The organism is Streptomyces sp. NPDC006687, from assembly GCF_040636215.1.
GTDB lineage: Bacteria > Actinomycetota > Actinomycetes > Streptomycetales > Streptomycetaceae > Streptomyces.
In genome coordinates, this window is sequence record NZ_JBEYJJ010000010.1 from 195,216 (window position 1) to 221,343 (window position 26,128).

The following is a 26,128-nucleotide window of genomic DNA, read 5'->3' on the forward strand; positions in this document are numbered from 1 at the left end:
AAACGGGAAGTGACCCGGCCTGTACGGAACCCGAGCCCGGAAGCCCTCGGAGGTCGCTACTTCCGTTCAAGGAAACATTCGCGACACCGGCCGGGGTTTTACTGCGACCCACCTCTGGAGTCCATTTTCGGCCAGCATTGCTCTTTTCAGCCGCAGGCTTTGCGGACGACCCCTTCACCGGTTTGGTTCCGGCCAGTGGCGTGTTCGGTGGCGCCCAGACCTTTGGCGGCTTGTCAGCCGCCTCGGCCACGGGAAGCCCCAGGCCAGAGACGAGCACCGCGATCACCGCAGAGATCGCGACACGCGATCTCGCGGTGCGCGAGCGCACGAGAAACCCACCCCTACAAAACAACGAGAATCCCCCCACGGGATGCAGACAGACATGAGAAAGGGCCCCTCGCGGCCCAGATCCCAGGCACTCTAGGGAACGGATGTTCGGTCCACCTAGGAAATTCTTAGAATTTTTTCACATGATCATGGTCACATGGGCGACATAACACTTCTATCTTCCCGAATCAGACAGCGGTCAGGTGCGAGTCGTTGACAAAGTTGCTTGAGTGAAGGAACCGTGCGGCAGGCTTATGTCCGTCTCACAGCTCAGGGGGGCTCTCAACGTGAGGCCGTCGTTTCTTCCATCACGCGCAGCAAGGCCGGGGGGCCGCAGACGGGGAGCCAGTCGCATCGCGATGCTGCCCGTCGCAGGCGCTGTCGCGCTCTCCCTCGGTTCCGGTGTCCTGCTCGGCCCACCCGCCCTCGCGGCCGGGCGTTCCGACTACGGACCGTCCGAAACCCGGTGGCCCGCACCCACGTCCCGGCCCGCGCCGTCCACCGAGCAGAAGGCCGTCGAGAGCGCCCGTGCTGCGGCGAAGAGCAGCGGAAAGCCGGTGGCGATCGAGCATCTCACCACGGGCAACTCCCAGACATCCGCCAACCCTGACGGCACGCTGACCAGCGACTCGACCCCGGTTCCCGAGCGGGCCAAGGGTGCGGACGGACGGTGGCACGGGCTCGACGCCACCCTGCGCACGAACACCGACGGGACCGTCGCACCGGTCCTGGCCGCTTCGAAGCTGAGCTTCTCCGGCGGCGGAAACGGCCCCATGGCGACGATGGTCACGGCCGACGGCAAGCAGTTGGCCCTCAAGGCCCCTTTCCCGCTGCCCAAGCCCCTCCTCAACGGCGCCAGTGCGCTGTACCAGCAGGTCCTGCCGGATGTCGATCTCCAGCTGACGGCCACCCCGGTGGGCGGCTGGCGTCAGGTCCTGGTCGTCCACACGGCGGCGGCCGCCGCGAACCCCGCCATCCGCAAGCTCCAGTTCGGCATCGAGGCGAACGGGCTGGTCGTGTCCGCGGACGCAGCCGGAAACCTCAAGGCCGACGACACCCGCGGGAAGAGCCGTTTCTCCGCCCCCGCCCCGCTGATGTGGGACTCCTCGAACAACGCCGCGCAGACGCCCACCGCGAAGACAGACGGCGCGAAGACCCAGCGGTCCGCCGCCGCGGCGGCAGAGGTGAAGGCCGGGGAGCAGGCCACGCCGTCCACGCCCAACGGCCCAGGCACCGGCGCTGCCGTCGCACCGATCGCGACGACCGTCGACGCGGGCGGCATCCAGCTCGTTCCCGACGCGGCGCTCCTCGGTCAGGGCACCGGCCCCTGGTACATCGACCCGGGGTGGAACCCCAGTGTGGACAACGGCACCCTGGCCTGGTCCCAGGTCCAGGAGGCGTACCCCGACACCAACGAGTTCAACGGAACCGCGAACGGCCAGGACAAGCCCGCGGCCGGCTACTGCGGCTTCAGCTCGGCACCCTACGCATGTGCTCGGTTCGGCCGCGAGCGGGCCTACTTCCAGATCGGTGTCAGTTCCGCGCTCTACGGCGCCGAGGTGCTGGACGCGCGGCTGAACGCCACGGTCGTCACGTCTTCCAGCCCCTCGCAGCCCACGCCCATGGGCCTCTACATCACCAACCCCATCGGCAACCCGACCAGCTGGAACAACCAGCCCTGTGACGGCAACTCCCGGATGGGCGGATGCGCCAAGATCGGCGGCATCAACATCTCGGGCACCGGTGACATCCAGTACGACGTCACGGCCCAGATGAAGTACGCGGCACGAGACCGGTGGCCGCAGTTCACCGTCGGCCTGGCACCGGACGACGAGTACAACAAGTACTACCGGCAGCGGTTCAGCAACAACCCGCACATCAAGGTGACGTACGACATCCGGCCCACCAGCACCTCCCCCCGCACCCGCCCCACACCGGGGTTCGCTGACACCTCCGCCTACGCGGACTGCAACACCCCCAACGCGGCCAACCCGGCGGACAATGCGGGCTGGGTGGGAGCCAACAACAACATCACCCTGACGACCGCTTCCAACTCCCCGGTCGGACAGCAACTCCAGTCGACGTTCCAGTACTGGGACACCGCCGACAGCAACAACTCCGTCTACGTACAGACCGGCTGGCTCGGTAGTGGTGACCACACGGTAGACATCGGCCGGCTGGCCGACGGACACCTCTACGGCTGGTGGTCCAACACCACCGACGGAACGCTCACCAGCGACAACACCGAACGGTGCTACTTCCGCGTCGACAGCACCCCGCCGACCGCGGCCGTCACCTCCACCGACTTCCCCGCCTCGGGCACCGTCGGCGCGCACCCGAAGCTCGTCGGCCAGGAAGGCACCTTCACCCTCACCGGCTCCGACCCCATCCCCGTCAACGGCAGCCGCTCTTCCGGTCTGGCCTGCGCCCGCTGGACCACCGACCCGGTCAGAGCCGCCTCCACCAGCTGGAAGTGCACGGACAGCGAGCCCGGAATCGTCAAACTGACCAACGGTACGGCCGCCGTCAAACTCACCCCGCAACGCTGGGGCACCAACTACCTCTACCTCCAGACCCAGGACGTCGCGGGCAATCTCTCCCAGCCCGTGGCGTACGCCTACTACGCCCCCTCCAACCCGAACAGCCCGGACCCGGTCTTCGGCGACGTCAGCGGGGACCGCAAGGCCGACGTCCTGCTGCCCGACTCCGCCGGCAACCTGCGCCAGTTCGGTGGCGGAACCGACCCCGCCGCCGCACCCAACGCCCGGATCCGCCCGGCACCGGGCGGCAACGGCTGGAACGGCATACAGATCAGCCACCGGGGCAGCCTCGGGCTCAAGACGGTCGACGACCTCCTCGCCCACCAGCCCGGCAACCCTGACCTCCACCAGTACCTCAACGACGGCAACGGGGGCCAGTTCGACGGCCAGGCCCCCAGCGTGGTCGTCAAGCCGAATGCCTGCGCCCTGCCGTCGGGCGGCACCATCGACTGCACGGCGTACGGTTACAGTGCGAACTGGGCCAACGTCACGCAGATCGCCTCCTTCGGGTCCCCCAACGGCGACCTGGTGAACACATCTGGCGCACTCCCGCGCTCCTCCCTGCTGTTCGTCGAGAACGGCCGGTTGTGGCTGGCTTCGCCGGGATCGACCAACCAGCTGACGTCCCCGGCCGTCCTGCTGTCAGCCAATGACACGCGCTGGTCCGGATACGACCTGATCACCCCGGGCCGCGCCCAGGGCACCGCCTTCCCGACCCTGTGGGCCCGGTCCAAGGCTGATGGCACCCTGCACGCCTTCTCCGTCAAGGGAACCGCCCAGTCCCCCGACCTCACGGGCTTCACCGATCCGGCCGCGGGTCCGATCACCGGAAAGGCCGACCCCAAGCTCTACCCCCGGGTCGGTTCCGACGGCGACATCAGCGGTGACGGCATCCCCGACCTGTGGGCCGTCGACGCCAACCAGCAGCTGGTCGCCTTCAACGGCGTCGGCGGTGCCGCGCCGCACCCGTCCGTCACCGGTATCGACCAGACCCCGGTCTCCCTGGGCAACCTGAACATGCCCAAGGCCCAGTGGAAGCTGACCGGCCAGACCGGCACCACCACCCCCAGCGCGGTGGGCAACTACCCTGCCACCACGGCGGGTGTCACCTTCCCCACAGAGCCGATCAACGGCCGGAGCACCGCCTACGCCGCCTTCGGCGGCAGCCAGGCGACGATCACGGCCGGCGGACCGGTCGTCGACACCCGCAAGAGCTTCACCCTCACCACCTGGGCCAAGCCCGGTGCCCAGGGCGGTCTCATCGCCAGCCAGGACGGGAGCAGGAACAGCGCTTTCACCCTCTACGCCGACCCCGCCAACAACAACTGGCGCTTCGCCCTCGCCAAGGCAGACGACGGAGGATGGCCGTACGACTGGTCCGACGCCGTGAACGAGACCGCCCGCTACACCCCGGGCAAGTGGGCCCTGCTCACCGCCGTCTACAACGCGGACACCGGCCTCATGAGCCTGTACGTCAACGGCGTCCTCGCCGCCAGCGGCAACCACCAGGCCGCCCTGAGCCCAGCCCCTGCCGGGCCACTGGTCCTCGGTCGGTACCAGGTCGGTGCCCAGCCTGACTACTTCGCCGGCGGCTTCACCGGTGGGATCAGCAACCTGGGCGTCTACCCGTACGCCGCCCCGCCGACCGCCCCCGGAGCCACTGTCAAGATCACCATCAGTGCCACCGGCCGGTGCCTCGACAACGAACACGGCATCGACGCGGACGGCAACAAGATCCAGGTCTACGACTGCAACGAGATCAACGGCGGTGCCGCCCAGAAGTTCGAGATCCGCGCAGACGGCACGGTCCGCGTCGCGGGCAAGTGCCTGGACGCCAGCAACACCGGCACCGCCAACGGGACCCTGATTCTGCTCTTCACCTGCAACGGCCAGCCCAACCAGCAGTTCCTGCCCCGTGCCGACGGCAGCCTCTACAACCCCGTCTCCGGGCGCTGTGTCGACGCGAGCGACATGGTCAGCGGCATCCAGCCCTACCTGTGGGACTGCAACCGCACCAACCCCCAGCGCTGGAACGTACCCGCCCTGAACACCGCGCCGCTGCCGATCCCGGCGCCCTGACGCGGTCACCGCACCAACGGCCGGCCCGGCCCCTCGTTCAGCGAGGGGCCGGGCCGGCCTCGTCCTGTCTGCGGTGCGGCACGGAGGGCGCGCCGGGGCTCACCTGAGCCGCCGTCGGGCGGGCATCGGACACGTGTTCGCGCGTCACCTGAAGTGGTGAACCGGGTCGTATCCGCCGGGCGGCCTGGGTAGGCCCGTGTTGATCTCGTGCGGGGGGCCGGATCGGCCGGGTCCCCGTGTTCTGGAGGAAAGGCCCGCCCCGTCGTGACGCAGCAGCCGTTTCACCTGCCCGAGTTCTACCTGCCGTATCCGGCGCGGCTGAATCCCCACCTGGAGGAGGCGAGGGCGCACACCAAGCGGTGGGCGCGGGGGCTGGGGATGCTGGAGGGCTCAGGGGTGTGGGAGGAGCGGGACCTCGACTCGCACGACTACGCCCTGCTCTGCGCGTACACGCACCCCGACTGCGACAGCGAGGCCCTGTCCCTGATCACCGACTGGTACGTGTGGGTCTTCTTCTTCGACGACCACTTCCTGGAGATGTACAAGCGCACCCAGGACCGCGACGGGGCCAAGGCGTACCTCGACCGGCTCGGGGCCTTCATGCCGATGGACCTGGCGCGGGGATTCCCGGAGGCGACCAATCCGGTCGAGGCCGGGCTCGCCGACCTGTGGGCGCGTACCGTGCCGGCGATGTCGGCGGACTGGCGCGAGAGGTTCTCGGTCTCCACCAAGAACCTGCTCGACGAGTCCATGTGGGAGCTCGCCAACATCAACATCGGGCGCGTGGCCAACCCCCTCGAATACATCGAGATGCGGCGGAAGGTCGGCGGGGCGCCCTGGTCGGCGGGGCTGGTGGAGTACGCGGCGGCCGAGGTGCCCGCACGCGTGGCGCACTCGCGGCCGCTGGCCGTGCTGCGCGACGCCTTCTCCGACGGCGTCCACCTCCGCAACGACCTCTTCTCCTACCAGCGGGAGGTCGCCGACGAGGGCGAACTGTCCAACGCCGTCCTGGTGCTGGAGACCTTCCTCGGCTGTTCCACCCAGCAGGCCGCCGAGACCACCAACGACCTGATCACCTCCCGCCTCCAGCAGTTCGAGCAGACCGCCCTCGCCGAACTCCCCCCGCTCTTCGCCGAACACGCGCTCACCCCGGGCGAGATCGCGGCCGTCCTCGCCTATGTCAAGGGCCTCCAGGACTGGCAGTCCGGGGGGCACGAGTGGCACATGGTCTCCAGCCGGTACATGAACGAGGGCGCCCGGTCCACCACGCGGTGGTCCCTGCCCTTCCTGCCGAGCGGACTCGGCACCAGCGCCTTCGACCTCGGCTCCGTCTTCACCCGGCGGTCAATGGAGATGCGCCGGCGCTCCTTCACCTTCACCCCCTTCGAACCCACCGGCCCCTCCGTCATCCCCGAACTCCGCCTGCCCTTCGCCCTGTCCCTCAGCCCGCACCTGGCCTCCGCCCGCGAGGGTTCGGTGGCCTGGGCCCGCCGGATGGGGCTCCTGGACCCGCAGCCCGGGGACCCCGGCTCGGCGATCTGGACCGAGGAGAAGCTGCGCGGCTTCGACTTCGCCCTCTGCTCCGCCGGCATCGACCCCGACGCCACCGCCGAGGCGCTCCTGACCGGCACGCTCTGGCTGACCTGGGGGACGTACGCCGACGACTACTACCCGGTGGTGTTCGGGCAGTCCGGGAACGTCGCCGCAGCCAAGGCGGGCACCGCGCGGCTGGTCTCGATGATGCCGCTGGAGGACGGCGAGCCGCCCGAGGCTCCGGCCATCCCGATGGAACGCGCCCTCGCGGACCTGTGGCAGCGCACGGCCGCCGGTATGTCCCGGGCGGTGCGCGCCGAGTTCCGGGCCACCGTCGTGGAGATGCTGGAGAGCTGGGTCTGGGAGGTGGACAACCAGGCCCACCGCCGCGTGCCCGACCCGGTGGACTACGCCGAGATGCGCCGCCGCACCTTCGGCACCCGGCTGACCATGTACACGTGCCGGCTCGGGCAGGGCCGGGGCATTCCCGAGGCGATCTACGGTTCGGGGACCATCCGTTCCCTGGAGAACGCGGCGGCGGACGTCGCCTGCCTGATGAACGACATCTTCTCGTACCAGAAGGAGGTGGAGTTCGAAGGCGAGATGCACAACCACCTGGTCGTCACCAGGAACTTCTTCGACATCGGCTACCCGGAGGCCCTCCACATCTGCCACTCCCTCATGAACCGGCGCCTGGAGGAGTTCCAGCACATCGTCGCGCACCAGCTGCCCGTGCTGTACGAGGACTGGAAGCTGGACGCCGCCGGCCGCGCCGGGCTCGACGCGTACGTGGGCGAACTCCAGGACTGGCTGGCCGCGATCCTCAACTGGCACCAGTCGGTTCGGCGTTACGGTGAGGAGGAGCTGCGTCGCGACCGGGGCGACGGGCTCTCCGCGGCAGTCCTGAGCAGTGGCTTCGGCATGGCGGCGGCCCGCCCCTGGGGCGTGCGGCGTCAGGCGGCGGGGGCGGCGCGGAGGGAGCCGGTGGTCTTGCCCGCGGGTTCGCTGAGGTAGCAGATCAGCTTCCGGTCGCCCGAGGTCCAGTTGTCGGCACTCGGACCGAAGAAGTACTCCGTCAGCGTGGGCGAGAGCTTCGCGTGGGGGCCCACGTAGTCGGCGAGCGTCTTGCCGCCGCACTTGTCGCGGGCGATGGGCAGGAGTTTCGCCGCGCCCGGGTAGGGCCCGTCCGGCAGGGTGAGGACCGCGTACGCCTCCGACTGGTGCGGCGTGTCACAGGGGACGACGTCCACCGACACGGGGCTCTGGGTCACCTTGTCGTTCTGGTAGTCCTTCGGAGCGGTACTGGCGTTGAAGCAGTCGCCCACCTTGATGTCGCCGACGCCGCCCGGGTCGTCGGCGGCGCCGGCCCCGTACGCCGTACCGGCGCCGCCGATCACACCGACGCCGCCGATGCCGAGGAGCAGGGTGACCGCGAGGGCGGCGCCGTGGACGGCGCGGGCGCGCGGCGGCCGGGGCAGTCTGGACATGCGCGGCTCTCCTTGCACTGGGGGGTGAGACGCGGTGGCCGTTCCGCTTCCCACGCTACTCCCGGACCGCCGCTCGGGCCTACCGGGAGCCGGGCCCGCTCCAGTCCGCCGGGATCCGGCCGAGGCGGACCCGCTGGGGGTGGTCGCCGACGGGGACGGAGACCCGCTTGGCCCCGGTGGCGAAGTCGATGGCGGTGACCCGGTCGGCGCCGCTCTCGGAGATCACGCAGCCCTTGCCGTCCCCGTCCACCGTGGCCCAGTACGGCTTGTCGGCGGGGACCAGCGGGCCCTCGGCGAGGGTGGCGCGGTCCACAACGGTGGCGTAGTCGTCCATGGTGCCGGCGACGCAGAGCTTGGTCCCGTCGGGGCTGATGGACAGGCCGTGGTGGCGGGAGTCGTTGACCCAGGTGGTGCGGTCGGTGCTGGTGGCCGGGTTCTCGGGGAGGGTCTTGACCCGGGTGATCCGGTCGGCGGCCGTGTCGTACTCCACGAGGCCGTTGAAGAAGGACACCTGGAAGTAGAGCGTGGACTCGTCGGGGGTGAAGACCATCGGGCGGACGGCGTCGGAGAGGTCCGGCCGGCCGAAGGCGTCCAGCCGTTCACGCATGTCGACGGTCCGGACGGTGCGGAAGGTCTGCGCGTCGACGACGGTGAGCTTGCGGTCGCCCTTCGTCCAGTCGAGCCAGGGCGCGTCGAGGGCGGAGGTGACGTCCCCGATGGAGCTGTTCCACAGCAGGCGGCCGCCCTGGGTGAAGGTGTTCTCGTGCGGCTTGTCGCCGGTCGCGAAGGAGCCGACCTGCCGGCCGGTGGCGACGTCCAGGACGTGCACGGTGTTGGCGGTGGAGGCGGACACGGCCACCCGCGTGCCGTCGGGCGAGACGGCCATGTGGTCGGCGCGGTAACCGGCCACCGGGAAGCGCCAGTTGATCCGGCCGGACCGCAGGTCGACGGAGACGACGTCGGCGAAGCTCGGGCGCGAGACGACCACCGCCGACCCGTCGGGGGTGGTGTACATGTCGTCGGCGAACTGGTCGTGCCCCTCCCCCGCGGTGGCACGGATGCCGAGGAAGAAGCCGAGCTTCACGGGGTTGAGGTAGATCTCCCGGAGCCGTTCCTCCTTGTCGGGGATCACGTTGATCCTGCCGACGCGGGCGAGGTCGCCGGTGGAGGCGAGCACATCGGCGGTGCCGTCCCAGTTGTTGCCGACGAGGAGCACCTGCCGCAGCCCCGCTCCGGCGGCGGAGGGCGCCGCGGCGGCCGGGCCGGGGGCGGACGCGAGGCCGGCGAGGCCCGCGACACCCGCAAGCGCGAGGGCACACAGGAGACGGGGGGTGAGACGACCGTACCGGGACATCCGCTCAACTCCGTTGCGAGGTAGCGCCGTTACCGGGCGGTAAAGTAGGCGGGACGAGAAGAAGGCGCAACCCCCAGGAGGGTGCGCCTTCTGTCACTCCGGCCGTTCGCAGGCCCGGGCTTCCTCAGGCGACCGAGCCGATGCGGCTGACGACCGTCTGGGAGGAGTCCCGGTGGATCGGGATGTGCGCGCCGGTCAGGGCCGCCCCGGAGCCGCCGCGGCGGTTGGCCACGATCTCGGCGGCGATGGACAGCGCGGTCTCCTCGGGGGAGCGGGCGCCCAGGTCCAGGCCGATCGGGGAGCGCAGCCGGGCCAGTTCGAGCTCGGTGACGCCGACCTCGCGCAGCCGCTTGTTGCGGTCCTCGTGGGTGCGGCGGGAGCCCATGGCACCGACGTAGGCGACGGGGAGCCGCAGGGCCAGTTCGAGGAGCGGGACGTCGAACTTGGCGTCGTGGGTGAGGACGCACAGGACGGTACGGGCGTCGACGCCGCCGGACCCGGCCTGGGCCTCCAGGTAGCGGTGGGGCCAGTCGACCACGACCTCGTCGGCCTCGGGGAAGCGCTGCTTCGTGGCGAAGACGGGCCGGGCGTCGCACAGGGTCACGTGGTAGCCGAGGAACTTGCCGATCCGCACCAGGGCGGAGGCGAAGTCGATGGCCCCGAAGACGATCATCCGCGGGGGCGGGACGCTGGACTCGACCAGCACCTTGAGCGGCTCGCCGCAGAGCCGGCCGTCCGCGCCGATCTCCAGCACGCCGGTCCGGCCGGCGTCGAGCATGGCGCGGGCCTCCTCGGCGAGGGTGCGGTCGAGTTCGGGGTGGCCGCCGAAGCCGCCTTCGAAGGTGCCGTCGGCGAGGACCACCACCGCGCGGCCCATGAGCTCGGCCGGGCCCTCGGCTATCCGGGCCAGGGCCGCCGCCTCGCCCCGGGAGGCGGCGCGCAGGGCGGTGGCCAGGGTCTCGCGCACGGGGGAGCCCGCCGGCACCGGGGTGACCAGGATGTCGATGATTCCGCCGCAGGTCAGGCCCACGGCGAAGGCGTCGTCGTCGCTGTAGCCGAAGCGTTCCCGGACGGTCTCGCCGTCTTCCAGGGCCTGCCGGCACAGGTCGTACACCGCGCCCTCCACGCAGCCGCCGGAGACCGAGCCGATGGCCGTGCCCTCGCTGTCGACGGCGAGGGCGGCTCCGGGCTGCCGGGGCGCGCTGCCGCCGACCGCCACCACGGTGGCCACGGCGAAGTCACGTCCCTGCTCGACCCACCGGTTCAGTTCTTCGGCGATGTCCAGCATGTGCGGCCTCCTCGGAGAGGTTCGTTTCCAGTATGGGTTGCGTGAAGGGTGGTGGCCCGGCCGGACCCCGGCGCCGGGGCGCTGGGGTCCGGCCGGGCCGGGTGCCGGTTCGGCGGTCCTACTTGACGCCGAGCCAGCCCTCGATCGGGTGGAGGGCGTAGAAGACCAGGAACACCCCGGTCAGCGCCCACATGAAGCCGCCGATCTCCCGGGCCTTGCCCTGGGCCACCTTGATGGCGGTGTAGGAGATGACACCGGCGGCGACACCGGCCGTGATCTGGTAGGTGAACGGCATGATCACGACGGTCAGGAAGACCGGGATCGCGGTGGCCGCGTCGGCCCAGTCCACGTGGCGGGCGTTCTGCATCATCATCGCGCCGATGACCACCAGCGCCGCGGAGGCGACCTCACCCGGGACGATCTGCGTGATCGGGGTGAAGAAGAGGCAGGCGGCGAAGAACAGGCCGGTGACGACGGAGGCGAGACCTGTGCGGGCACCCTCACCGACGCCGGTCGCGGACTCGACGAAGACCGTCTGGCCGGAGCCGCCGGCGATGCCGCCGAGGGCGCCGCCGGCACCGTCGATGAACAGGGCCTTGGACAGGCCCGGCATCCGGCCCTGTTCGTCGGCGAGCTTGGCCTCGGTGCCGACGCCGATGATCGTGGCCATGGCGTCGAAGAAGCCGGCGAGCACCAGGGTGAAGACGATCATGCCGATGGTCATCGCACCGACCTCGCCCCAGCCGCCGAACTCGACGTGGCCGAAGAGGGAGAAGTCGGGCATCGATATCGCGGAGCCGTTGAGCGCCGGCGGACCGCTGCGCCACGCCTTGGGGTCGATGTCCGCGACGGCGTTCAGCAGGACGGCGAGAACGGTGCCGCCGACGATGCCGATCAGGATCGCGCCGGGGACCCGGCGGGCCTGGAGCATGAAGATGGCGAGCAGGGTGATGCAGAACAGCAGCACGGGCCAGCCGGCGAGCTCACCGGCGGGGCCGAGCGTGACCGGGCCACCGCCCTGGGAGGCGTGGACGAAGCCCGCCTTCACGAGGCCGATGAGCGCCACGAACATGCCGATGCCCATGGTGATCGCGTGCTTGAGCGCGAGGGGGATGGCGTTCATGATCATCTCGCGGAGGCCGGTGACGACCAGGAGACAGATCACGACGCCGTACATCACGCACATGCCCATGGCCTGCGGCCAGGTCATGTGGGGGGCCACCTGCGAGGACAGGACGCCGGAGACGGACAGGCCGGCGGCGAGGGCCAGCGGGACCTTGCCGATGAAGCCCATCAGGAGGGTGGTCGCGGCCGCGGCGAAGGCGGTGGCCGTGATCAGGGCCTTCTGGCTCATCGTGTCTCCGGCGGCGTCCTTGCCGGAGAGGATCAGCGGGTTGAGCAGGAGGATGTACGCCATCGCCATGAAGGTCGTGACGCCGCCACGAATCTCATTGCCGAGGTTCGACCCTCTATGGGTGATGTGAAAGTACCGGTCGAGCCAAGAACGCCCAGCGGGATTGCGAGTGCCGTCGCCGGCCTCTTCCGCGGTGGTCTTGGGCTCCACAGACGACTGGGTCATGGTGCCTGACTCCCAAGGTTCAAAGGGGCACCCGCATAAAGATTGGAGACGCGGGATTTGGGAAAATGCGTTGGCTGCACGACCCGGGGTGACGGCCCGAGGCGACGCGAATGGTGCACTGCGTGTACTGCGGGTAGTACGGGGTGACCGCTTGCTACTACGTGGGGGGGGTTCGCAGGGGTACTGCGGTGAAGCGGACCGCGAGCGGTGCGGTTACTTCGGTGCTCCGGGCGGTGCGGGCGGCAAGTGTGACGTTCCCGTGTGCCGCACCGCCCGGAGAGTCGGGGGGGGTCCGGGGGCCTCGCGGCCCCCGGACCGGCCGGCGTCTAGAGGGTCCCGGTGAGGGCTTCCGGACGGATCGGCGTCTTGTTGAGCTCCAGGCCGGTCGCCGCCCGGATCGCCGCGAGGACGGCGGGGGTGGACGACAGGGTCGGGGCCTCGCCCAGACCGCGCAGGCCGTAGGGGGCGTTGGGGTCGGCGAGCTCCAGGACGTCGACCGGGATGGTCGGGGTGTCGAGGATGGTCGGGATCAGGTAGTCCGTGAAGGAGGGGTTGCGCACCTTCGCGGTCTTCGGGTCCACGATGATCTCTTCCATGACCGCCACGCCGAGGCCCTGGGTGGTGCCACCCTGGATCTGGCCCACGACGGAGAGCATGTTGAGCGCCTTGCCGACGTCCTGGGCGGTCGCCAGTTCCACGACCTTGACCAGGCCGAGCTCGGTGTCCACCTCGACGACCGCGCGGTGCGCGGCGAAGGTGTACTGGACGTGGCCGTCGCCCTGGCCGGTGACCAGGTCGAACGCGACGGTGGGGCGGTGGCGGAACTCGAGTTCGAGGTCGATGGCCTCGTCCTCCAGGATGTCGGCGATGTCCGCGAGGACCTCACCGCCGTCCGTGACGACCTTGCCGGCCTCCAGGAGGAGCTCGGCCTGGGCCCACGCCGGGTGGTAGGAGCCGTTCTTGCGGCGGCCCATCTCCAGCAGCGCCTCGCGCACGGCCTCACAGGTGTTCTTCACGGCGCCACCGGTCATGTACGTCTGCCGCGAGGCGGACGTGGAACCGGCGGAGCCGACCTGCGTGTCGGCCGGGTGGATGGTCACCTGTGTGACGCCCAGCTCGGTACGGGCGATCTGCGCGTGGACGGTGACACCGCCCTGGCCGACCTCCGCCATGGCCGTGTGGACCATCGCGACGGGCTCGCCGTTGATGACCTCCAGGCGCACGCGGGCGGTGGAGTAGTCGTCGAAGCCCTCGGAGAAGCCGACGTTCTTGATGCCGACCGCGTAGCCGACGCCGCGGACGACGCCCTCGCCGTGCGTGGTGTTCGACAGGCCGCCGGGCAGCGCGCGCAGGTCCGCGGCCTCGCCGGCGGTCTCCCACTGGCGCTCCGGCGGCAGCGGGCGGGCCTTGACCCGCCGCAGCAGCTCGGCGACCGGCGCCGGGGAGTCCACGACCTGGCCGGTGGGCATGATCGTGCCCATCTCCATGGCGTTGAGCTGGCGGAACTCGACCGGGTCCATGCCCAGCTTCGCCGCGAGCTTGTCCATCTGGGCCTCGTACGCGAAGCACGCCTGGACGGCTCCGAAGCCGCGCATCGCGCCGCAGGGCGGGTTGTTCGTGTAGAGCGCGATGGCCTCGATGTCCACGTCGTCGATGACGTACGGGCCCACCGAGAGGGAGGAGGCGTTGCCGACGACGGCCGGGGAGGCCGAGGCGTAGGCGCCGCCGTCCAGCACGATCCGGCACTTCATGTGCGTGATCTTGCCGTCCTTGGTGGCGCCGTGCTCGTACCAGAGCTTCGCCGGGTGGCGGTGCACGTGGCCGAAGAAGGACTCGAACCGGTTGTAGACGATCTTGACCGGCTTGTTCGTGGCCAGGGCCAGGAGGCAGGCGTGGATCTGCATCGAGATGTCCTCGCGGCCGCCGAAGGCACCGCCGACGCCGGAGAGCGTCATGCGCACCTTCTCCTCGGGCAGGCCGAGGACGGGGGCGATCTGCTTGAGGTCCGAGTGCAGCCACTGGGTGGCGACGTACAGGTCGACACCACCGTCCTCGGCGGGCACGGCGAGGCCGGACTCCGGACCGAGGAACGCCTGGTCCTGCATGCCGAAGGTGTACTCGCCCTCGACGATCACATCGGCCCGCTTGCGGGCCTCCTCCACGTCGCCGCGGATGATCGGCTGGCGGTGCACGATGTTCGGGTGCGGGACGTGACCGGAGTGGTGGTCGTCGCGGCCCGGGTGGATCAGCGGCGCGTCGGCGGCGAGGGCGGACGCCTCGTCCGTGACGAGCGGCAGCTCCCTGTAGTCGATCTTGATCTTGGCGGCCGCGCGGCGGGCGGTCTCGGGGTGGTCGGCGGCCACGAGGGCGACCGGCTCGCCGTGGTGGCGTACGCGGCCGTTGGCCAGGACGGGAGTGTCCTGGATCTCCAGGCCGTAGTTCTTCATCTCGGCCGGCAGGTCGTCGTACGTCAGCACCGAGTAGACGCCCGGCATGGCCAGGGCCTCGGAGATGTCGATGGAGACGATCTCGGCGTGGGCGACGGTGCTGCGCAGGGTCTGGCCCCACAGCATGTCCTCGTGCCACATGTCCGAGGAGTACGCGAACTCACCGGTGACCTTGAGGGTGCCGTCCGGGCGGAGGGTGGACTCGCCGATGCCGCCCTGGGTGTGCTTCTGGGTGACGTTCGTCGGGGTCCCGGAAGGCGTGGTACGGGTGTTGGCCATGATCAGACAGCCTCTCCCTGACGGGCGGCCGCGAGGCGGACCGCGTCGAGAATCTTCTCGTAGCCCGTGCAGCGGCAGAGGTTGCCGGACAGGGCCTCACGGATGTCCTGGTCGGACGGGGACGCGTTGCTCTCCAGCAGCGCGTCGGCCTGCACGAGCAGACCCGGGGTGCAGAAACCGCACTGCACGGCGCCGGCGTCGATGAACGCCTGCTGGATGTTGGAGAGTTCGGTGCCCTCGCCGGTCTGGGAGTCGGTGCCCTTGGCGGACCACTGCCTGGCCTCGTCCGTGGACACGCCCTTGCCGCCGCCGCAGGCGCCGGTGCCGCAGGCGTGGCCGTGCTCCTCGCGCTGCTTGGCGAAGTCGGCCAGGCCCTCGACGGTCACCACGTCGCGGCCCTCGACCTGACCGGCCGCGACCAGGCAGGAACAGACCGGTACGCCGTCGAGGCGGACGGTGCAGGAACCGCACTCGCCCTGCTCGCAGGCGTTCTTCGAGCCGGGCAGGCCCAGGCGCTCACGCAGCACGTACAGGAGGGACTCGCCCTCCCAGACGTCGTCGGCTTCCTGCGGACGACCGTTGACGGTGAAATTGACGCGCATGGTTACGCAGCCCCTTCAAGCGAGCGGCCGTTGGTGCCGCGGTACTGCTCCCAGGTCCAGACGAGCTGGCGGCGAGCAAGGATGCCAACCGCGTGACGGCGGTACTTCGCCGTGCCGCGGACGTCGTCGATCGGGTTGCAGGCGCCGGAGGCGAGCTCACCGAACTGCTTGGCGATCGACGGGGTGATGACCTTGCCGTTGTCCCAGAAACCGCCCTCTTCGAGCGCGGCGTTCAGGAACTCCTCGGCGGCCTTCGCCCGGACCGGGGTCGGGGCGGCCGAGCCGATGCCCGTACGGACCGTGCGGGTGTCGGGGTGCAGCGCGAGGCCGAAGCCGCACACCGCGATGACCATCGCGTTGCGGGTGCCGACCTTCGAGTACTGCTGGGGCCCGGTGGCGTTCTTGATGTGGACCGACTTGATGAGCTCGTCGGCGGCGAGCGCGTTGCGCTTGACACCGGTGTAGAACTCGTCGATCGGGATCATCCGGGAACCGCGTACGGACTCCACCTCGACCTCGCAGCCGGCGGCCAGCAGCGCGGGGTGGGAGTCACCGGCGGGCGAGGCGCAACCGAGGTTGCCGCCGACGCCGCCGCGGTTGCGGATCTGCGGGGACGCGACCGTGTGCGAGGCGAGCGCGAGACCCGGCAGCGTGCCGCGCAGGTTCTCCATGATCTGGGTGTACGGAACGGAGGCACCCAGCTCGGTGACCTCCTCGCCGACCTCCCACTCCCGCAGCAGCTCGATGCGGCCCAGGTCCAGGAGGTATTCCGGACGGCGGTGGTCGAAGTTGATCTCGACCATGATGTCGGTGCCACCCGCAATCGGCACAGCTGTGGGGTACTCGGCCTTGGCGGCGAGTGCCTCCTCCCAGCTGGCGGGGCGAAGGAAGTCCATGTGCGGCTCTCTTCTTCTTAGTCGGGCCGTTCACTTCAAGCCAGGAGGCCAAGCGGCCCTCGACTGGTCGTTCACGTGCTGTTAACGCGGTGTGGAGCCAGTACACAAGCCAGGGGTCCCGGGGTGCAGTCACCGAAACCATGAAGGAGTTGGCTGGGTGCCTCCCTCGTCTTGTAGATTCGTATGAAAGGCAGGATGCGACGACCTGCCCGATTTCCAACGGCAACATTCGAGACAGATCGGCGGCGACATCATGCGGCTGCGCGCACTGCTGGAAACCGAGGCGCTGGGGCTGCGGCTGCTGGGCGGCGAGGAAGAACTCGACCGGACGGTCCGCGGGGTCATGACGACCGACCTGAGGGATCCCAGCCGATATCTCTCCGGAGGAGAACTCGTCCTCACGGGCCTGGCATGGCGAAGAAATTCAGCCGACTCCGAGCCTTTCGTACGAATCCTCGCGAGCGCGGGGGTCGCGGGGCTCGCGGCCGGTGAGGCGGAATTGGGCGACATCCCCGATGATCTCGTTTCAGCCTGTCGGCGCAATCGGCTGCCGCTGTTCGCCGTCAACGAGGACGTTGCGTTCGCCACCATCACGGAGTACGTGGTGCGGCAGGTCTCCGGTGAGCGCGCGGGCGACCTCGCGGCCGTGGTCGACCGGCACCGGCGGCTGATGACCTCGGGGCCGGCGGGCGGTGGACCCGATGTGGTGCTGGATCTGCTCACCACGGACCTCGATCTGCGGGCCTGGGTGCTCTCCCCCACCGGACGGCAGATCGCCGGGGCGGGCGAGCCCCTGGCCCCGGGCCTCTGCGCGACGCTGGCGAGCGAACACCTGGCGGCGGTCCGGACCGGCCGCAGGGGCCCGCACCGGATGTCCCTTCAGGGTATTACGTACTCCCTCTTCCCGATCAGGGGAGCGGGCCGGGGCCAGGGGCCCGGCGCCCGTGACGTGCGCGAGAACGTGCTGTCCGACTGGCTGCTGGCCGTCGAGGCGGACGCGGGCGACTGGCCCGCCGAACGGCTCGATCTGCTCCAGGGCGTCACCCAGCTGATCGCCGTCGAGCGGGACCGCCGCGACGCGGCCCGTACGGTGCGCCGCCGACTGGCGCAGGAGGTGCTGGAGCTGGTCCAGACGGGCGCCCCGCCCGCCGAGATCGCCGCCCGCCTGCGGGTGGCCGCGCCGGTGCTGCTGCCCGGGCTGGGCTCCGCCCCGCACTGGCAGGTCGTCGTGGCGCGGGTGGACTGGGACGGCGGGGACATCCCCGGCGGCCCGGTGGCCCAGTCGCTGCTGGAGGAGATCCTGGTCGACCCGTCGCTGTCCGGCCCGGAGCCGTCCGACCGGATCGCGGTGGCCCATGCGGGTGACGAGGCCATCGCCCTGGTGCCGCTGCCCGCGCTCCCCGGCGACTCCGGTGAGGACAAGGGACCCGACTCGGCCCTGCACGCCGATGTGCTGCTGGCGTCCGTACGCGAACCCCTGGCGGCCGGCCTGGACGGTGACGGCCGGCTCACGCTGGGTGTCAGCGCGGCGGTGCACTCCGCCGAGGGGCTGCGCGGGGCGCTGGAGGAGGCCCGGCACGCCCGCCGGGTCGCCGCCGCCCGGCCCGGCCGGGTCTGCGCCGCGGGCCACCACGAGCTCGCCTCGCACGTGCTGCTGCTGCCGTTCGTGCCGGACGACGTACGCCGCGCCTTCACGGCCCGGCTGCTGGACCCGCTGCGGGACTACGACCGCCGGCACCGGGCGGAGCTCATCCCGACCCTGGAGGCGTTCCTCGACTGCGACGGCTCCTGGACCCGCTGCGCGACGCGCCTGCACCTGCACGTCAACACGCTGCGCTACCGGGTCGGGCGAATCGAGCAGCTGACGGCGCGCGACCTCTCGCGGCTGGAGGACAAGCTGGACTTCTTCCTGGCACTGCGCATGAGCTGAGCGAATCACCGGCGGGGTGGCGCGAGGAACCGGACGGGGCCGCTGACGAACCGTCCGGACTTTGTGAAAGAGTTCACCCGACCCCTTGGCCGATGCAGCCGATCCGTGCTCTCATTTCGCCCCAGGGCTCAACGACGTGCTGCTTGGTTGCTTCGGGGAGGGCAATGTGGCGGATACCGCCATGTCCGGTGCGGGATCAACGGGGGGCGACGACCCCCTCCAGCGGGCGATATGGCGGCTGCGCTCGCGCGGCTGTTGGACGGACGCGGCGGCCCTGCTGGCGCCGTACGCGCACGAGGCCGGGGCGGCGGTCCAGCGGACCGGGCTCCTGGTGGAACGGTGCCTGTTCACCGGGCAGGGCTGGAGCGAGGCGGAGGACGCGCTCCGGGTGGCGGAGGCCGCGGCCCGGGACGACGACGAACGCGGGGCGGCGGCCTGCGAGCGGGGCCACCTGGCCTACGCCGCGACGGTGCTCGGCGTCCGGGACCGGGCGGACGAGGCCCGCTCGGCGCTCGGCCGGGCGGCGGCGCTGCTGTCCCCGGCCTCGCGCACCCGCCCGCTGCTGGACTTCCGGCGGGGTCTGGTCGCCGAGCACCTCGCGGACGCCCCGCAGGCGGCCCGGCCGGCCTACCACCGCGCCCACGCCGGGGCCGAGGCCCACGGGGACACGCTGCTGCTGTCCTTCACCTGGCGCCACCTGGCCGCGCTGTCCCTGCGGGACGGTGAGGTCGCCGAGGCCCGCAAGGGCTTCGCGGAGTCCCTGCGGATCCGGGAGGACCTGGGGTTCCTCGTCGGCACGGCCCCCGCCCTGGCGGCCCTGGCCGAGGCCGAACCGGAACCGGAGGCCGCCCGGCTGCGGGCGGAGGCCCGCCGCCTGTTCCACCTCCTGGGCGGCATCCCCACCTGGCTCGCGGACCAGCTCCAGCCGGCCCTTCCCTGACGCGCGGCCCCCTACGCGCCGGCGAAGTGCTCGCGGACCAGGGACTCCACCACCGGGAGGTCCCGGGCGATCAGGGCCTCCAAGAGCGCCGAGTGCTCGGCCGCGTCGGCCACCAGGTCGGCCCGCCGCACCCGTGGGGCGCCCGGCAGCGGCCACTGCGCCCGCCGGTGGAGCTCCTCGGCGATCTGCACCAGCTGCCCGTTGTCCGCCAGCGAGAGCACCGCGCGGTGGAAGGCCCGGTCCGCCTCCCCGTACGCCGGCACGTCCCCGGCGGCGGCCGCCTCGGCCGTCGCCAGGGCGGCCGGGCGCAGCGCCTCCCAGGCGGCGGCCGGCACCGAGCGGGCCAGCCGCAGCATCACCGGGACCTCGATCAGGGCCCGTACCTCGGCCAGCTCCGCCAGGGTCCGGGAGGTACGGGCCACCACCCGGAAGCCCCGGTTGGGCAGGCATTCCACCGCCCCCTCCAGCGCCAGCTGCTGCATCGCCTCGCGGACGGGGGTGGCGGAGACCCCGAAGCGCTCGCCGAGCGCCGGGCCCGAGTAGATCTCCCCCGGCACCAGCTCGCCGTCGACCAGCGCCGCGCGCAGCGCGCGGAGCACCTGTCCGCGCACCGAATGCCGCAGCACCTTCTGCGCGGGCACCGCCGGAAGGGCAGGGGCCGCTTCGTACACTCGGTCCTCCTCCGGGTCTCGACCGGTTCCGAGGATAGGCGACGGCCCCGGCTGCGCCTCCGGCCCGGATTGCGGCATCGCTCACATCGGCGAGCGCCGCGACCTCGCTCCCGCGCGGGCCGGGGACGCGCCGGCGGGGACCGGGGGCCGGCCGACCGCCGGCGGCGGCCATACCGCCCGGTGACGGCCCCCCTCAGCGCCCACGGCCGTACCGATGCCCCCGGGACCGGAACCCACCCGGTCGAGTGAACCGGATTCGAACACAACTCTGCTTTTCCGTAAGGGAGTTCGAGACACAACACCCTATCCGACGGCACCCGCCCCCCGTTGGCGTCCACTTGACCCGAAACCCACGTGCACCACGGACCGGCTGCGCCACTATGACGCCCGGAAAGCCGCATACGCGAGGCAAGGGACACCGCATGAGACTGACCGACATATCGCTGGACTGGCTGCTGCCCGGCAGCCTGTTGATCCTGGGCGTGCTTGCGGCAGTGGCGGTGCTGGCCCGGGGCAAGCGGGAGAGCGAGAAGGCCGCGGCGGCCGAGGACAGCTGGGAGCGCAGCGAGGAGCGGCGCCGGCGCAAGGAGGCCGTCTACGGGACCGCCTCGTACGTCCTGCTGTTCTGCTGCGCGGCGGTGGCCGCCGCGCTCTCCTTCCACGGGCTGGTCGGCTTCGGCCGGCAGAACCTGAACCTCTCCGGCGGCTGGGAGTACCTGGTCCCCTTCGGCCTCGACGGCGCCGCCATGTTCTGCTCGGTCCTCGCGGTCCGCGAGGCCAGCCACGGCGACGCCGCCCTGGGGTCCCGGATGCTGGTCTGGCTGTTCGCGGGAGCGGCGGCCTGGTTCAACTGGGTGCACGCGCCCCGCGGTTCGGGCCACGACGGCGCGCCGCAGTTCTTCGCGGGGATGTCGCTCTCGGCGGCCGTGCTCTTCGACCGCGCGCTCAAGCAGACCCGCCGGGCGGCGCTGCGCGAGCAGGGCCTCATCCCCCGCCCGCTGCCGCAGATCCGTATGGTCCGCTGGCTGCGGGCTCCCCGGGAGACCTTCGGCGCCTGGTCGCTGATGCTGCTGGAAGGCGTACGCACGCTCGACGAAGCCGTCGACGAGGTACGGGAGGACAAGAAGGAGCGGGAGCAGGACCGGCACCGCAGGCGGGAGCAGCACCGTCTGGACCGCGCCCGCATCAGGGCGCTGGGCCGGCAGAACCGGGCGTTCGGGCGGGCGCGGGCGCGTCAGGTCGATCTGCCGGGGCTGGCCCCGGGGACGGGCTCCGCGCCGACCGGCGCGGAGCCGGCCATATCGGAACCGGAACAGCTGCCCCCTCTCTCCCAGCTCCCCCTGGCAGGATCCCCCAGAAGGCCCTCCCTGCAAGCCGTGAGCGCAGCCGAGACCGCTGATCCGGCCGGTCCCCGGACGGTCGACCTCACCGCCGAGGACGACACCCAGACCATTCCCCGCCTCGACTCCCTGGAGCGCAAGCTGAAGGATCTCGAGCAGCAGTTCGGCTGAACGGCCCGGCGGCCGGACCGCCGGTCCTCCCGCGGCGGGGCGGCCTCCGGGCGGCCCCGCTGTCGTATGCCGGGAGCCGCCGCCGTTACCCGGCGTCCTCCAGGACGTCATCCGGGACGTCCTCCAGCTCGAACCAGACCACCTTGCCGGGGCCCAGTGCCGGCGGGTCGACGCCCCAGGTGTCGGCCAGCGCCTCGACCAGGACCAGCCCCCGTCCGTGCGTACCGTCGTCGGCGGACGGTACGTGCGGCCGGGGCGGGCGGGTGGCGCCGTCGCGGACCTCGACCCGTAAGCGGGCGTCGCTGACGCTCGCGGACACCTCGGCTCCCCCTTCCGTGTGGACGAGGGCGTTGGTGACAAGCTCGGTGACCAGCAGTTCGGCCACCTCGGCCGTCCCGGCCCGGCAGCGGTGCCGGAGCAGCTCCCGCAGGTCCCGGCGGACCTGGCCCACCGCCCGCAGATCGGCCCGGGGCACGCTGCGCGTCATCCGTGTCTGGTCCGGTGACGGTTCGCGCGCCACCGGGCGCCCCCTCCGCCACTGCTTTCCGGTCTTCGCCCCCACGCGCACGGCGATGTACCTCCCCGTATCCGTATCACTGTGTCCGGGCCTGACGGTCGAACAGGTCTACGGGATGCATGCCCCCGGGACGGGTCCACACTCCTTGGCCCTCGGGGGCCGGACCGGCCCGTACCGGCGGGTTCCGGCCACCCTCAGTCCCCCGGCCGCGGCCCGGCAGACGGGGTCGGGGCGCCCAGGGGGTGCGGATCCGGTCACGCTCCGGGCACCGCCGCCCCGGGGGAACCGACAGCCCCGCGGCCCGGGCCACGGGCGTCGACCGCAGCGGCCGCCGGGCGGCGCCGGCCGGGAGCGCCGCCCGGCCTCCGGTGGGACGGAGGCCGGAAACCGGCAGGTGCTCCGGTCCGGCGTGCGGGGTGGACCGCCGAAGAGGAGCACTTTGACGGGCGGCCCGTACTGCACGGAGGGGAGGAAAACTCCTACCGGCACGGACAGACCGCCGTCGCCGGTGGCCGGCCCCCTTGACGGCGTCACGCCTCCCAGACCGCGGCGGCCGTCCGGTCGTCGGCGTACCCCTTGAGGCGGAGCTGGGTGTCGGCGAGGAAGGCCGCCAGGCCCGGCGGGTCGCCCTCGGACCAGCGGGCGGCGAGCTCGGCCGGGAGCAGGCTCTCCTCCCGCATGGGGTCCGCGAGGCCGCCGGAGCAGAGCAGCAGGGTGTCGCCCGGCCGGGCCACGGAGGCACGGAAGCGGAATCCGGCGGCGCCGGCCGCGTCCTCCTCCAGGTCCTGCCAGCGGCCCCCGCGCAGCCGGAAGAGGCCGCCCGGGCCGGCGCCGAAGCAGATCCGGTGGGCGCACTGGGGGTCCAGCGGCAGCAGCAGCCCGCGCAGTCCGGCCGTATACGCCGCCTCGTCGAGCCCCAGTTCGGCGGCCCGGGCCCGCAGCCGGCCGTAGCCCCGGTCGGTGAGCCGTTGGAGCCCCGAGAGCAGGGCCTCGCGGCGGCCGGCCCGGATGTCCTCGGTCAGCCGCTCCCGGCTGCGCCCGACGGCTGCCGCGACGCAGTGCCCCAGTTCGGCGGCGGCCTCCCGGGCTCCGGGGGCGGCCCGGTCGCCGCCGGCCAGGACCACCAGCACGAGGGCGTCGTCCCCGCTGCCGTAGCGGGCGGTGAGCAGGAAGTCCCGCCGGGCCTCGCCCCGGTAGCGGGCGGAGTCCCCGCGCAGGGAGGCGGCGCGCAGGGTGTAGGTGCCGTAGTGGGCGCCGTCCAGGACGGTGTCCGGGGTGAGCAGGTCCAGCGCGGCCGGGTCGGCGGCGGGCAGAGCGCTTGGCTCGGCGGCGTACGTGGGGGCCCGGTCCCCGAGATGACTGACCGTCGGCCGCCCGGACCCCGGCTCCCGCCCCGCCTCCGCCGGCACGGGAGGCACGGGCGGCACGGCCACGTCCCCCACCGCGTACGCGGTCGCCCCGGTCACCCGCGGCCCGCCCGGGTGCGGCGGGACGGGAACGGGGGGCGGGGCGGGAGGGGCGGGCGGTACGGGGGGCTGCGCCGGAGGGGCGGCCTCGGTCCGGGCCGTGCGGGGGCCGGGCAGCAGCGGCGGCTCCCGGCCGGGACCGGGCGGCGCCGGGCCGTCGTCGCCGACCAGGACCGAGGCCGAGCGGAAGCGCTGGTCCAGCGTGTCCCCCGGGTCGGGTGCGGGTCCCGCGTCGGGGTCCTCGTACAGCTTCTGCCACCAGTCCTGCGCGCCCTGCTGACTCATGCCCTCATTGTCGGCCCCACCGGGCGGCGGAAAACCCCGAATGCACGAAAAGGTCCCCGTCCGGGGGGCGCCGTCCTGGCGGACGGACGGCGGCTGCGGCGAAGATGACCCCGAACGGTGCCGAGAGTGGGGTGGACGGGTTGCTGGGGGCCATAGGTCTGGACGAGGGACAGGAGTCGGCGTACCGGGCGCTGGTCGCACTCGGGGCGGCGGAGACGGCGGACCTCGCCCACCGGCTGACGCTGCCGGTCCCGCAGACCGAGCGGACCCTGCGGCACCTGGAGCGGCACGGGCTGGCGGCCCGCTCCTCGGCCCGTCCCGGCCGCTGGGTGGCCGCGCCGCCGGGGGTGGCGCTGGGCGCCCTCCTGAGCCGGCAGCGCCAGGAGCTGGAGCAGGCCGAGCTGGCCGCGGAGCTGCTGGCGCGCGAGTACCGGGCGGAGGCGGAGGGGGCGGGCGCGGCGGTGTCCGACCTGGTGGAGGTGGTGACCGGCGCCGGCGCGGTCGCACACCGCTTCCACCAGATCCAGCTGGGCGCGGAGCGGGAGGTGTGCGCGCTGGCCAGCGCCCGTCCGCTGGTGGTGTCGGGGATGGAGAACGAGCCGACGGAGGAGCAGGCCGCCGTACGGGGCGTCGCGTACCGGGTGGTCATCGAGCGGGACGTGCTGGGCCTGCCCACCGGGATCCGGGAGGCGTCCACCGCGCTGGTGCGGGGGGAGCGGGTCCGGGTGACGGGCCGGGTCCCCACCAGCCTGGTCATCGCGGACCGCACCCTCGCCATGGTCCCGCTCACCGCGCGCGGCACCGAGCCGGCGGCGCTCGTCGTCCACGCCTCGGGCCTGCTGGAGTCCCTCCTCGGGCTCTTCGAGGCCATCTGGCGCGAGTCCGTGCCCCTGCGGCTGGGGGCGACCGGGGCTCCGGAGGAGTCGGACGGCTTCCCGGACGCGACGGACCTGGAGATCCTGACCCTGCTGCTGGCCGGGATGACGGACGCGAGCGTGGCCAAGCACCTGGAACTGGGCCTGCGTACGGTGCAGCGCCGGGTGAAGGGGCTGATGGAACTGGCCGGGGTGACCACCCGTCTCCAGCTGGGCTGGCACGCCTACGAACGGGGCTGGGTGGCCCGGTAGGAGCGCCTCGGGCACGCTGAGCGCGGACCCCGGCCCCGGGTCTTCCGGGGCCGGGGCGCGGGATCAGGGGCGGCCGCCGCGCTTCGCGCTGTAGTTGGCGCGGCCTTCCGCCGACTTCATGCGCCAGTCGCGCCGGATCTCCGCCCTCAGGCGGGCGTCCGTCTTCGCCACGATGCGCTGGTTCTCGCGCAGCAGCTTGCGGTAGCTCTCCAGGCGCCGCTGCGGGAGCGTGCCGTCGGCCACCGCCTCCTGTACCGCGCAGCCGGGCTCCGCCTCGTGGGCGCAGTCGTGGAAGCGGCAGCGGGCCGCGTACTCCTCGATCTCGGAGAAGACCTGCCCGACCCCCGCCTCGGCGTCGAAGAGCCCGACGCCCCGCAGCCCCGGGGTGTCGATCAGGACGCCCCCGCCCGGCAGCACGAGCAGGTTGCGGGTGGTGGTGGTGTGGCGGCCCTTGCCGTCGACCTCGCGGATCGCGCCGGTGTCCATGACGTCCTCGCCGAGCAGCGCGTTCGCCAGGGTGGACTTGCCGGCGCCCGAGGTCCCCAGGAGCACGCTCGTACCGTCCCCGACGATCGCCGCGAGGACGTCCGTGCCCTCCCCGGTGAGGGAGGAGACGGTGAGGACCTGCACGCCGGGCGCCGCCCGCTCCACGTCCTGGACGAGGTACGCCAGCGCGTCGGGGTCGGGTACCAGGTCGGCCTTGGTCAGGACGACCAGCGGCTGGGCGCCCGACTCCCACGCCAGCGCGAGGAAGCGTTCGATCCGCCCGAGGTCGGGATCGACGGCCAGCGAGACCGCGATGACCGCGTGGTCGACGTTGGCCGCGAGGATCTGCCCCTCGGAGCGCTGCGAGGAGGTGGACCGTACGAAGGAGGTGCGGCGCGGCAGGTACGCCTTCACGTAGCGCGGGTTGCCGGTCGCCTCGACGGCGGCCCAGTCGCCCGTGCAGATGACCCGGAGCGGGTCGTGGGGGGTGACGAAGGCGGTGTCGGCACGGATGACGCCGCTTTCCGTCATGAGGTCGCACTGCCCGCGGTCGACGCGCAGGACCCGGCCGGGGAGGAGCCCCTGGCCGGCGTACGGGGCGAACTCGGCGGCCCAGGCGTCGTCCCAGCCGTAGCGGGTGAGGGCGTGCGGGGGCGACGAAAGGGAGGTGGAGGAAGTCAAGGGGAACCCTTCACAGGGTGGCCCCGGCAGCGCGCGCCCGGCGGCGCGCGTCGAAGGTGTGGGTCAGCCGGTGGCCACGGGGGCGGAAACGAGGACGAACTCC

At 72.0% G+C, this 26,128-nt stretch carries 17 protein-coding genes; 6 read left to right on the plus strand and 11 right to left on the minus strand.

The window, feature by feature from the left end:
* Positions 1 to 686: 686 nt before the first annotated feature.
* Positions 687 to 4,946: a ricin-type beta-trefoil lectin domain protein gene (locus tag ABZ716_RS15730; protein ID WP_358959413.1), complete on the plus strand. Its 4,260-nt coding sequence runs from the start codon at positions 687 to 689 to the stop codon at positions 4,944 to 4,946.
* 264 nt (positions 4,947 to 5,210) lie between these two features.
* Entirely contained in the window at positions 5,211 to 7,493 is a 2,283-nt protein-coding gene (locus ABZ716_RS15735) for a germacradienol/geosmin synthase (RefSeq protein WP_358959415.1), read from the plus strand.
* Here the strand turns inward: ABZ716_RS15735 and ABZ716_RS15740 are convergent.
* From ABZ716_RS15740 to ABZ716_RS15770, 7 genes are all read right to left on the minus strand, one after another.
* The gene (locus ABZ716_RS15740) at positions 7,433 to 7,966 is read right to left on the minus strand and encodes a septum formation family protein (protein WP_358959417.1); all 534 of its coding nucleotides are present in this window, start codon (positions 7,964 to 7,966) and stop codon (positions 7,433 to 7,435) included. The genes ABZ716_RS15735 and ABZ716_RS15740 overlap by 61 nt on opposite strands.
* A gap of 79 nt (positions 7,967 to 8,045) precedes the next feature.
* Positions 8,046 to 9,320: a YncE family protein gene (locus tag ABZ716_RS15745; RefSeq protein WP_358959420.1), complete on the minus strand. Its 1,275-nt coding sequence runs from the start codon at positions 9,318 to 9,320 to the stop codon at positions 8,046 to 8,048.
* 124 nt (positions 9,321 to 9,444) lie between these two features.
* Positions 9,445 to 10,608, minus strand: a complete 1,164-nt coding sequence (locus ABZ716_RS15750) for an XdhC/CoxI family protein (RefSeq protein ID WP_358813167.1) — start codon at positions 10,606 to 10,608, stop codon at positions 9,445 to 9,447.
* Between the two features lie 118 nt (positions 10,609 to 10,726).
* Entirely contained in the window at positions 10,727 to 12,187 is a 1,461-nt protein-coding gene (locus tag ABZ716_RS15755; protein ID WP_358813166.1) for an NCS2 family permease, read from the minus strand.
* A 326-nt stretch (positions 12,188 to 12,513) separates the two neighbouring features.
* Entirely contained in the window at positions 12,514 to 14,913 is a 2,400-nt protein-coding gene (gene pucD / locus ABZ716_RS15760) for a xanthine dehydrogenase subunit D (protein ID WP_358813165.1), read from the minus strand.
* Positions 14,914 to 14,915: 2 nt separating this feature from the next.
* Positions 14,916 to 15,515 (minus strand): (2Fe-2S)-binding protein, encoded by a 600-nt coding sequence (locus ABZ716_RS15765; RefSeq protein WP_351879590.1) that lies wholly within the window; start codon positions 15,513 to 15,515, stop codon positions 14,916 to 14,918.
* Between the two features lie 2 nt (positions 15,516 to 15,517).
* Positions 15,518 to 16,411 (minus strand): FAD binding domain-containing protein, encoded by an 894-nt coding sequence (locus ABZ716_RS15770; RefSeq protein ID WP_358813164.1) that lies wholly within the window; start codon positions 16,409 to 16,411, stop codon positions 15,518 to 15,520.
* Positions 16,412 to 16,664: 253 nt separating this feature from the next.
* Between ABZ716_RS15770 and ABZ716_RS15775 the strand changes: the two genes are divergently transcribed.
* Together ABZ716_RS15775 and ABZ716_RS15780 are read left to right on the plus strand one after the other, a co-directional pair.
* Positions 16,665 to 18,341, plus strand: coding sequence for a PucR family transcriptional regulator ligand-binding domain-containing protein (locus ABZ716_RS15775; protein WP_351879585.1), 1,677 nt, complete (start codon positions 16,665 to 16,667; stop codon positions 18,339 to 18,341).
* A 166-nt stretch (positions 18,342 to 18,507) separates the two neighbouring features.
* Complete coding sequence (locus tag ABZ716_RS15780) at positions 18,508 to 19,281, plus strand: hypothetical protein (RefSeq protein WP_358813163.1); 774 nt, start codon at positions 18,508 to 18,510, stop codon at positions 19,279 to 19,281.
* An 11-nt stretch (positions 19,282 to 19,292) separates the two neighbouring features.
* Here the strand turns inward: ABZ716_RS15780 and ABZ716_RS15785 are convergent, their stop codons facing one another.
* Positions 19,293 to 19,952, minus strand: a complete 660-nt coding sequence (locus ABZ716_RS15785; protein WP_358959423.1) for a GntR family transcriptional regulator — start codon at positions 19,950 to 19,952, stop codon at positions 19,293 to 19,295.
* A 422-nt stretch (positions 19,953 to 20,374) separates the two neighbouring features.
* Between ABZ716_RS15785 and ABZ716_RS15790 the strand changes: the two genes are divergently transcribed.
* Entirely contained in the window at positions 20,375 to 21,463 is a 1,089-nt protein-coding gene (locus ABZ716_RS15790) for a DUF2637 domain-containing protein (RefSeq protein ID WP_358959425.1), read from the plus strand.
* An 85-nt stretch (positions 21,464 to 21,548) separates the two neighbouring features.
* Here the strand turns inward: ABZ716_RS15790 and ABZ716_RS15795 are convergent, their stop codons facing one another.
* On the minus strand, positions 21,549 to 21,950 hold the full coding sequence (locus ABZ716_RS15795; RefSeq protein ID WP_358813160.1) for an ATP-binding protein: 402 nt from the start codon (positions 21,948 to 21,950) through the stop codon (positions 21,549 to 21,551).
* 560 nt (positions 21,951 to 22,510) lie between these two features.
* Positions 22,511 to 23,731 (minus strand): protein phosphatase 2C domain-containing protein, encoded by a 1,221-nt coding sequence (locus tag ABZ716_RS15800; protein ID WP_358959427.1) that lies wholly within the window; start codon positions 23,729 to 23,731, stop codon positions 22,511 to 22,513.
* A 140-nt stretch (positions 23,732 to 23,871) separates the two neighbouring features.
* Between ABZ716_RS15800 and ABZ716_RS15805 the strand changes: the two genes are divergently transcribed.
* Positions 23,872 to 24,858, plus strand: a complete 987-nt coding sequence (locus ABZ716_RS15805; protein WP_358813248.1) for a helix-turn-helix domain-containing protein — start codon at positions 23,872 to 23,874, stop codon at positions 24,856 to 24,858.
* Positions 24,859 to 24,921: 63 nt separating this feature from the next.
* Here ABZ716_RS15805 and rsgA read toward each other — a convergent pair whose 3' ends face one another.
* Positions 24,922 to 26,025, minus strand: a complete 1,104-nt coding sequence (rsgA, locus tag ABZ716_RS15810) for a ribosome small subunit-dependent GTPase A (RefSeq protein WP_358959430.1) — start codon at positions 26,023 to 26,025, stop codon at positions 24,922 to 24,924.
* Positions 26,026 to 26,128: the final 103 nt, after the last annotated feature.

Bases quoted from the DNA above. Each gene is read 5' to 3' on its own strand.
- pucD (WP_358813165.1), bottom strand. From the start codon at position 14,913: ATGGCCAACACCCGTACCACGCCTTCCGGGACCCCGACGAACGTCACC.
- ABZ716_RS15765 (WP_351879590.1), bottom strand. From the start codon at position 15,515: ATGCGCGTCAATTTCACCGTCAACGGTCGTCCGCAGGAAGCCGACGAC.
- ABZ716_RS15795 (WP_358813160.1), bottom strand. From the start codon at position 21,950: ATGACGCGCAGCGTGCCCCGGGCCGATCTGCGGGCGGTGGGCCAGGTC.
- ABZ716_RS15770 (WP_358813164.1), bottom strand. From the start codon at position 16,411: ATGGACTTCCTTCGCCCCGCCAGCTGGGAGGAGGCACTCGCCGCCAAG.
- ABZ716_RS15745 (WP_358959420.1), bottom strand. From the start codon at position 9,320: ATGTCCCGGTACGGTCGTCTCACCCCCCGTCTCCTGTGTGCCCTCGCG.
- ABZ716_RS15800 (WP_358959427.1), bottom strand. From the start codon at position 23,731: ATGAGTCAGCAGGGCGCGCAGGACTGGTGGCAGAAGCTGTACGAGGAC.
- ABZ716_RS15730 (WP_358959413.1), top strand. From the start codon at position 687: ATGCTGCCCGTCGCAGGCGCTGTCGCGCTCTCCCTCGGTTCCGGTGTC.
- ABZ716_RS15775 (WP_351879585.1), top strand. From the start codon at position 16,665: ATGCGGCTGCGCGCACTGCTGGAAACCGAGGCGCTGGGGCTGCGGCTG.
- ABZ716_RS15750 (WP_358813167.1), bottom strand. From the start codon at position 10,608: ATGCTGGACATCGCCGAAGAACTGAACCGGTGGGTCGAGCAGGGACGT.
- ABZ716_RS15790 (WP_358959425.1), top strand. From the start codon at position 20,375: ATGAGACTGACCGACATATCGCTGGACTGGCTGCTGCCCGGCAGCCTG.
- ABZ716_RS15755 (WP_358813166.1), bottom strand. From the start codon at position 12,187: ATGACCCAGTCGTCTGTGGAGCCCAAGACCACCGCGGAAGAGGCCGGC.
- ABZ716_RS15740 (WP_358959417.1), bottom strand. From the start codon at position 7,966: ATGTCCAGACTGCCCCGGCCGCCGCGCGCCCGCGCCGTCCACGGCGCC.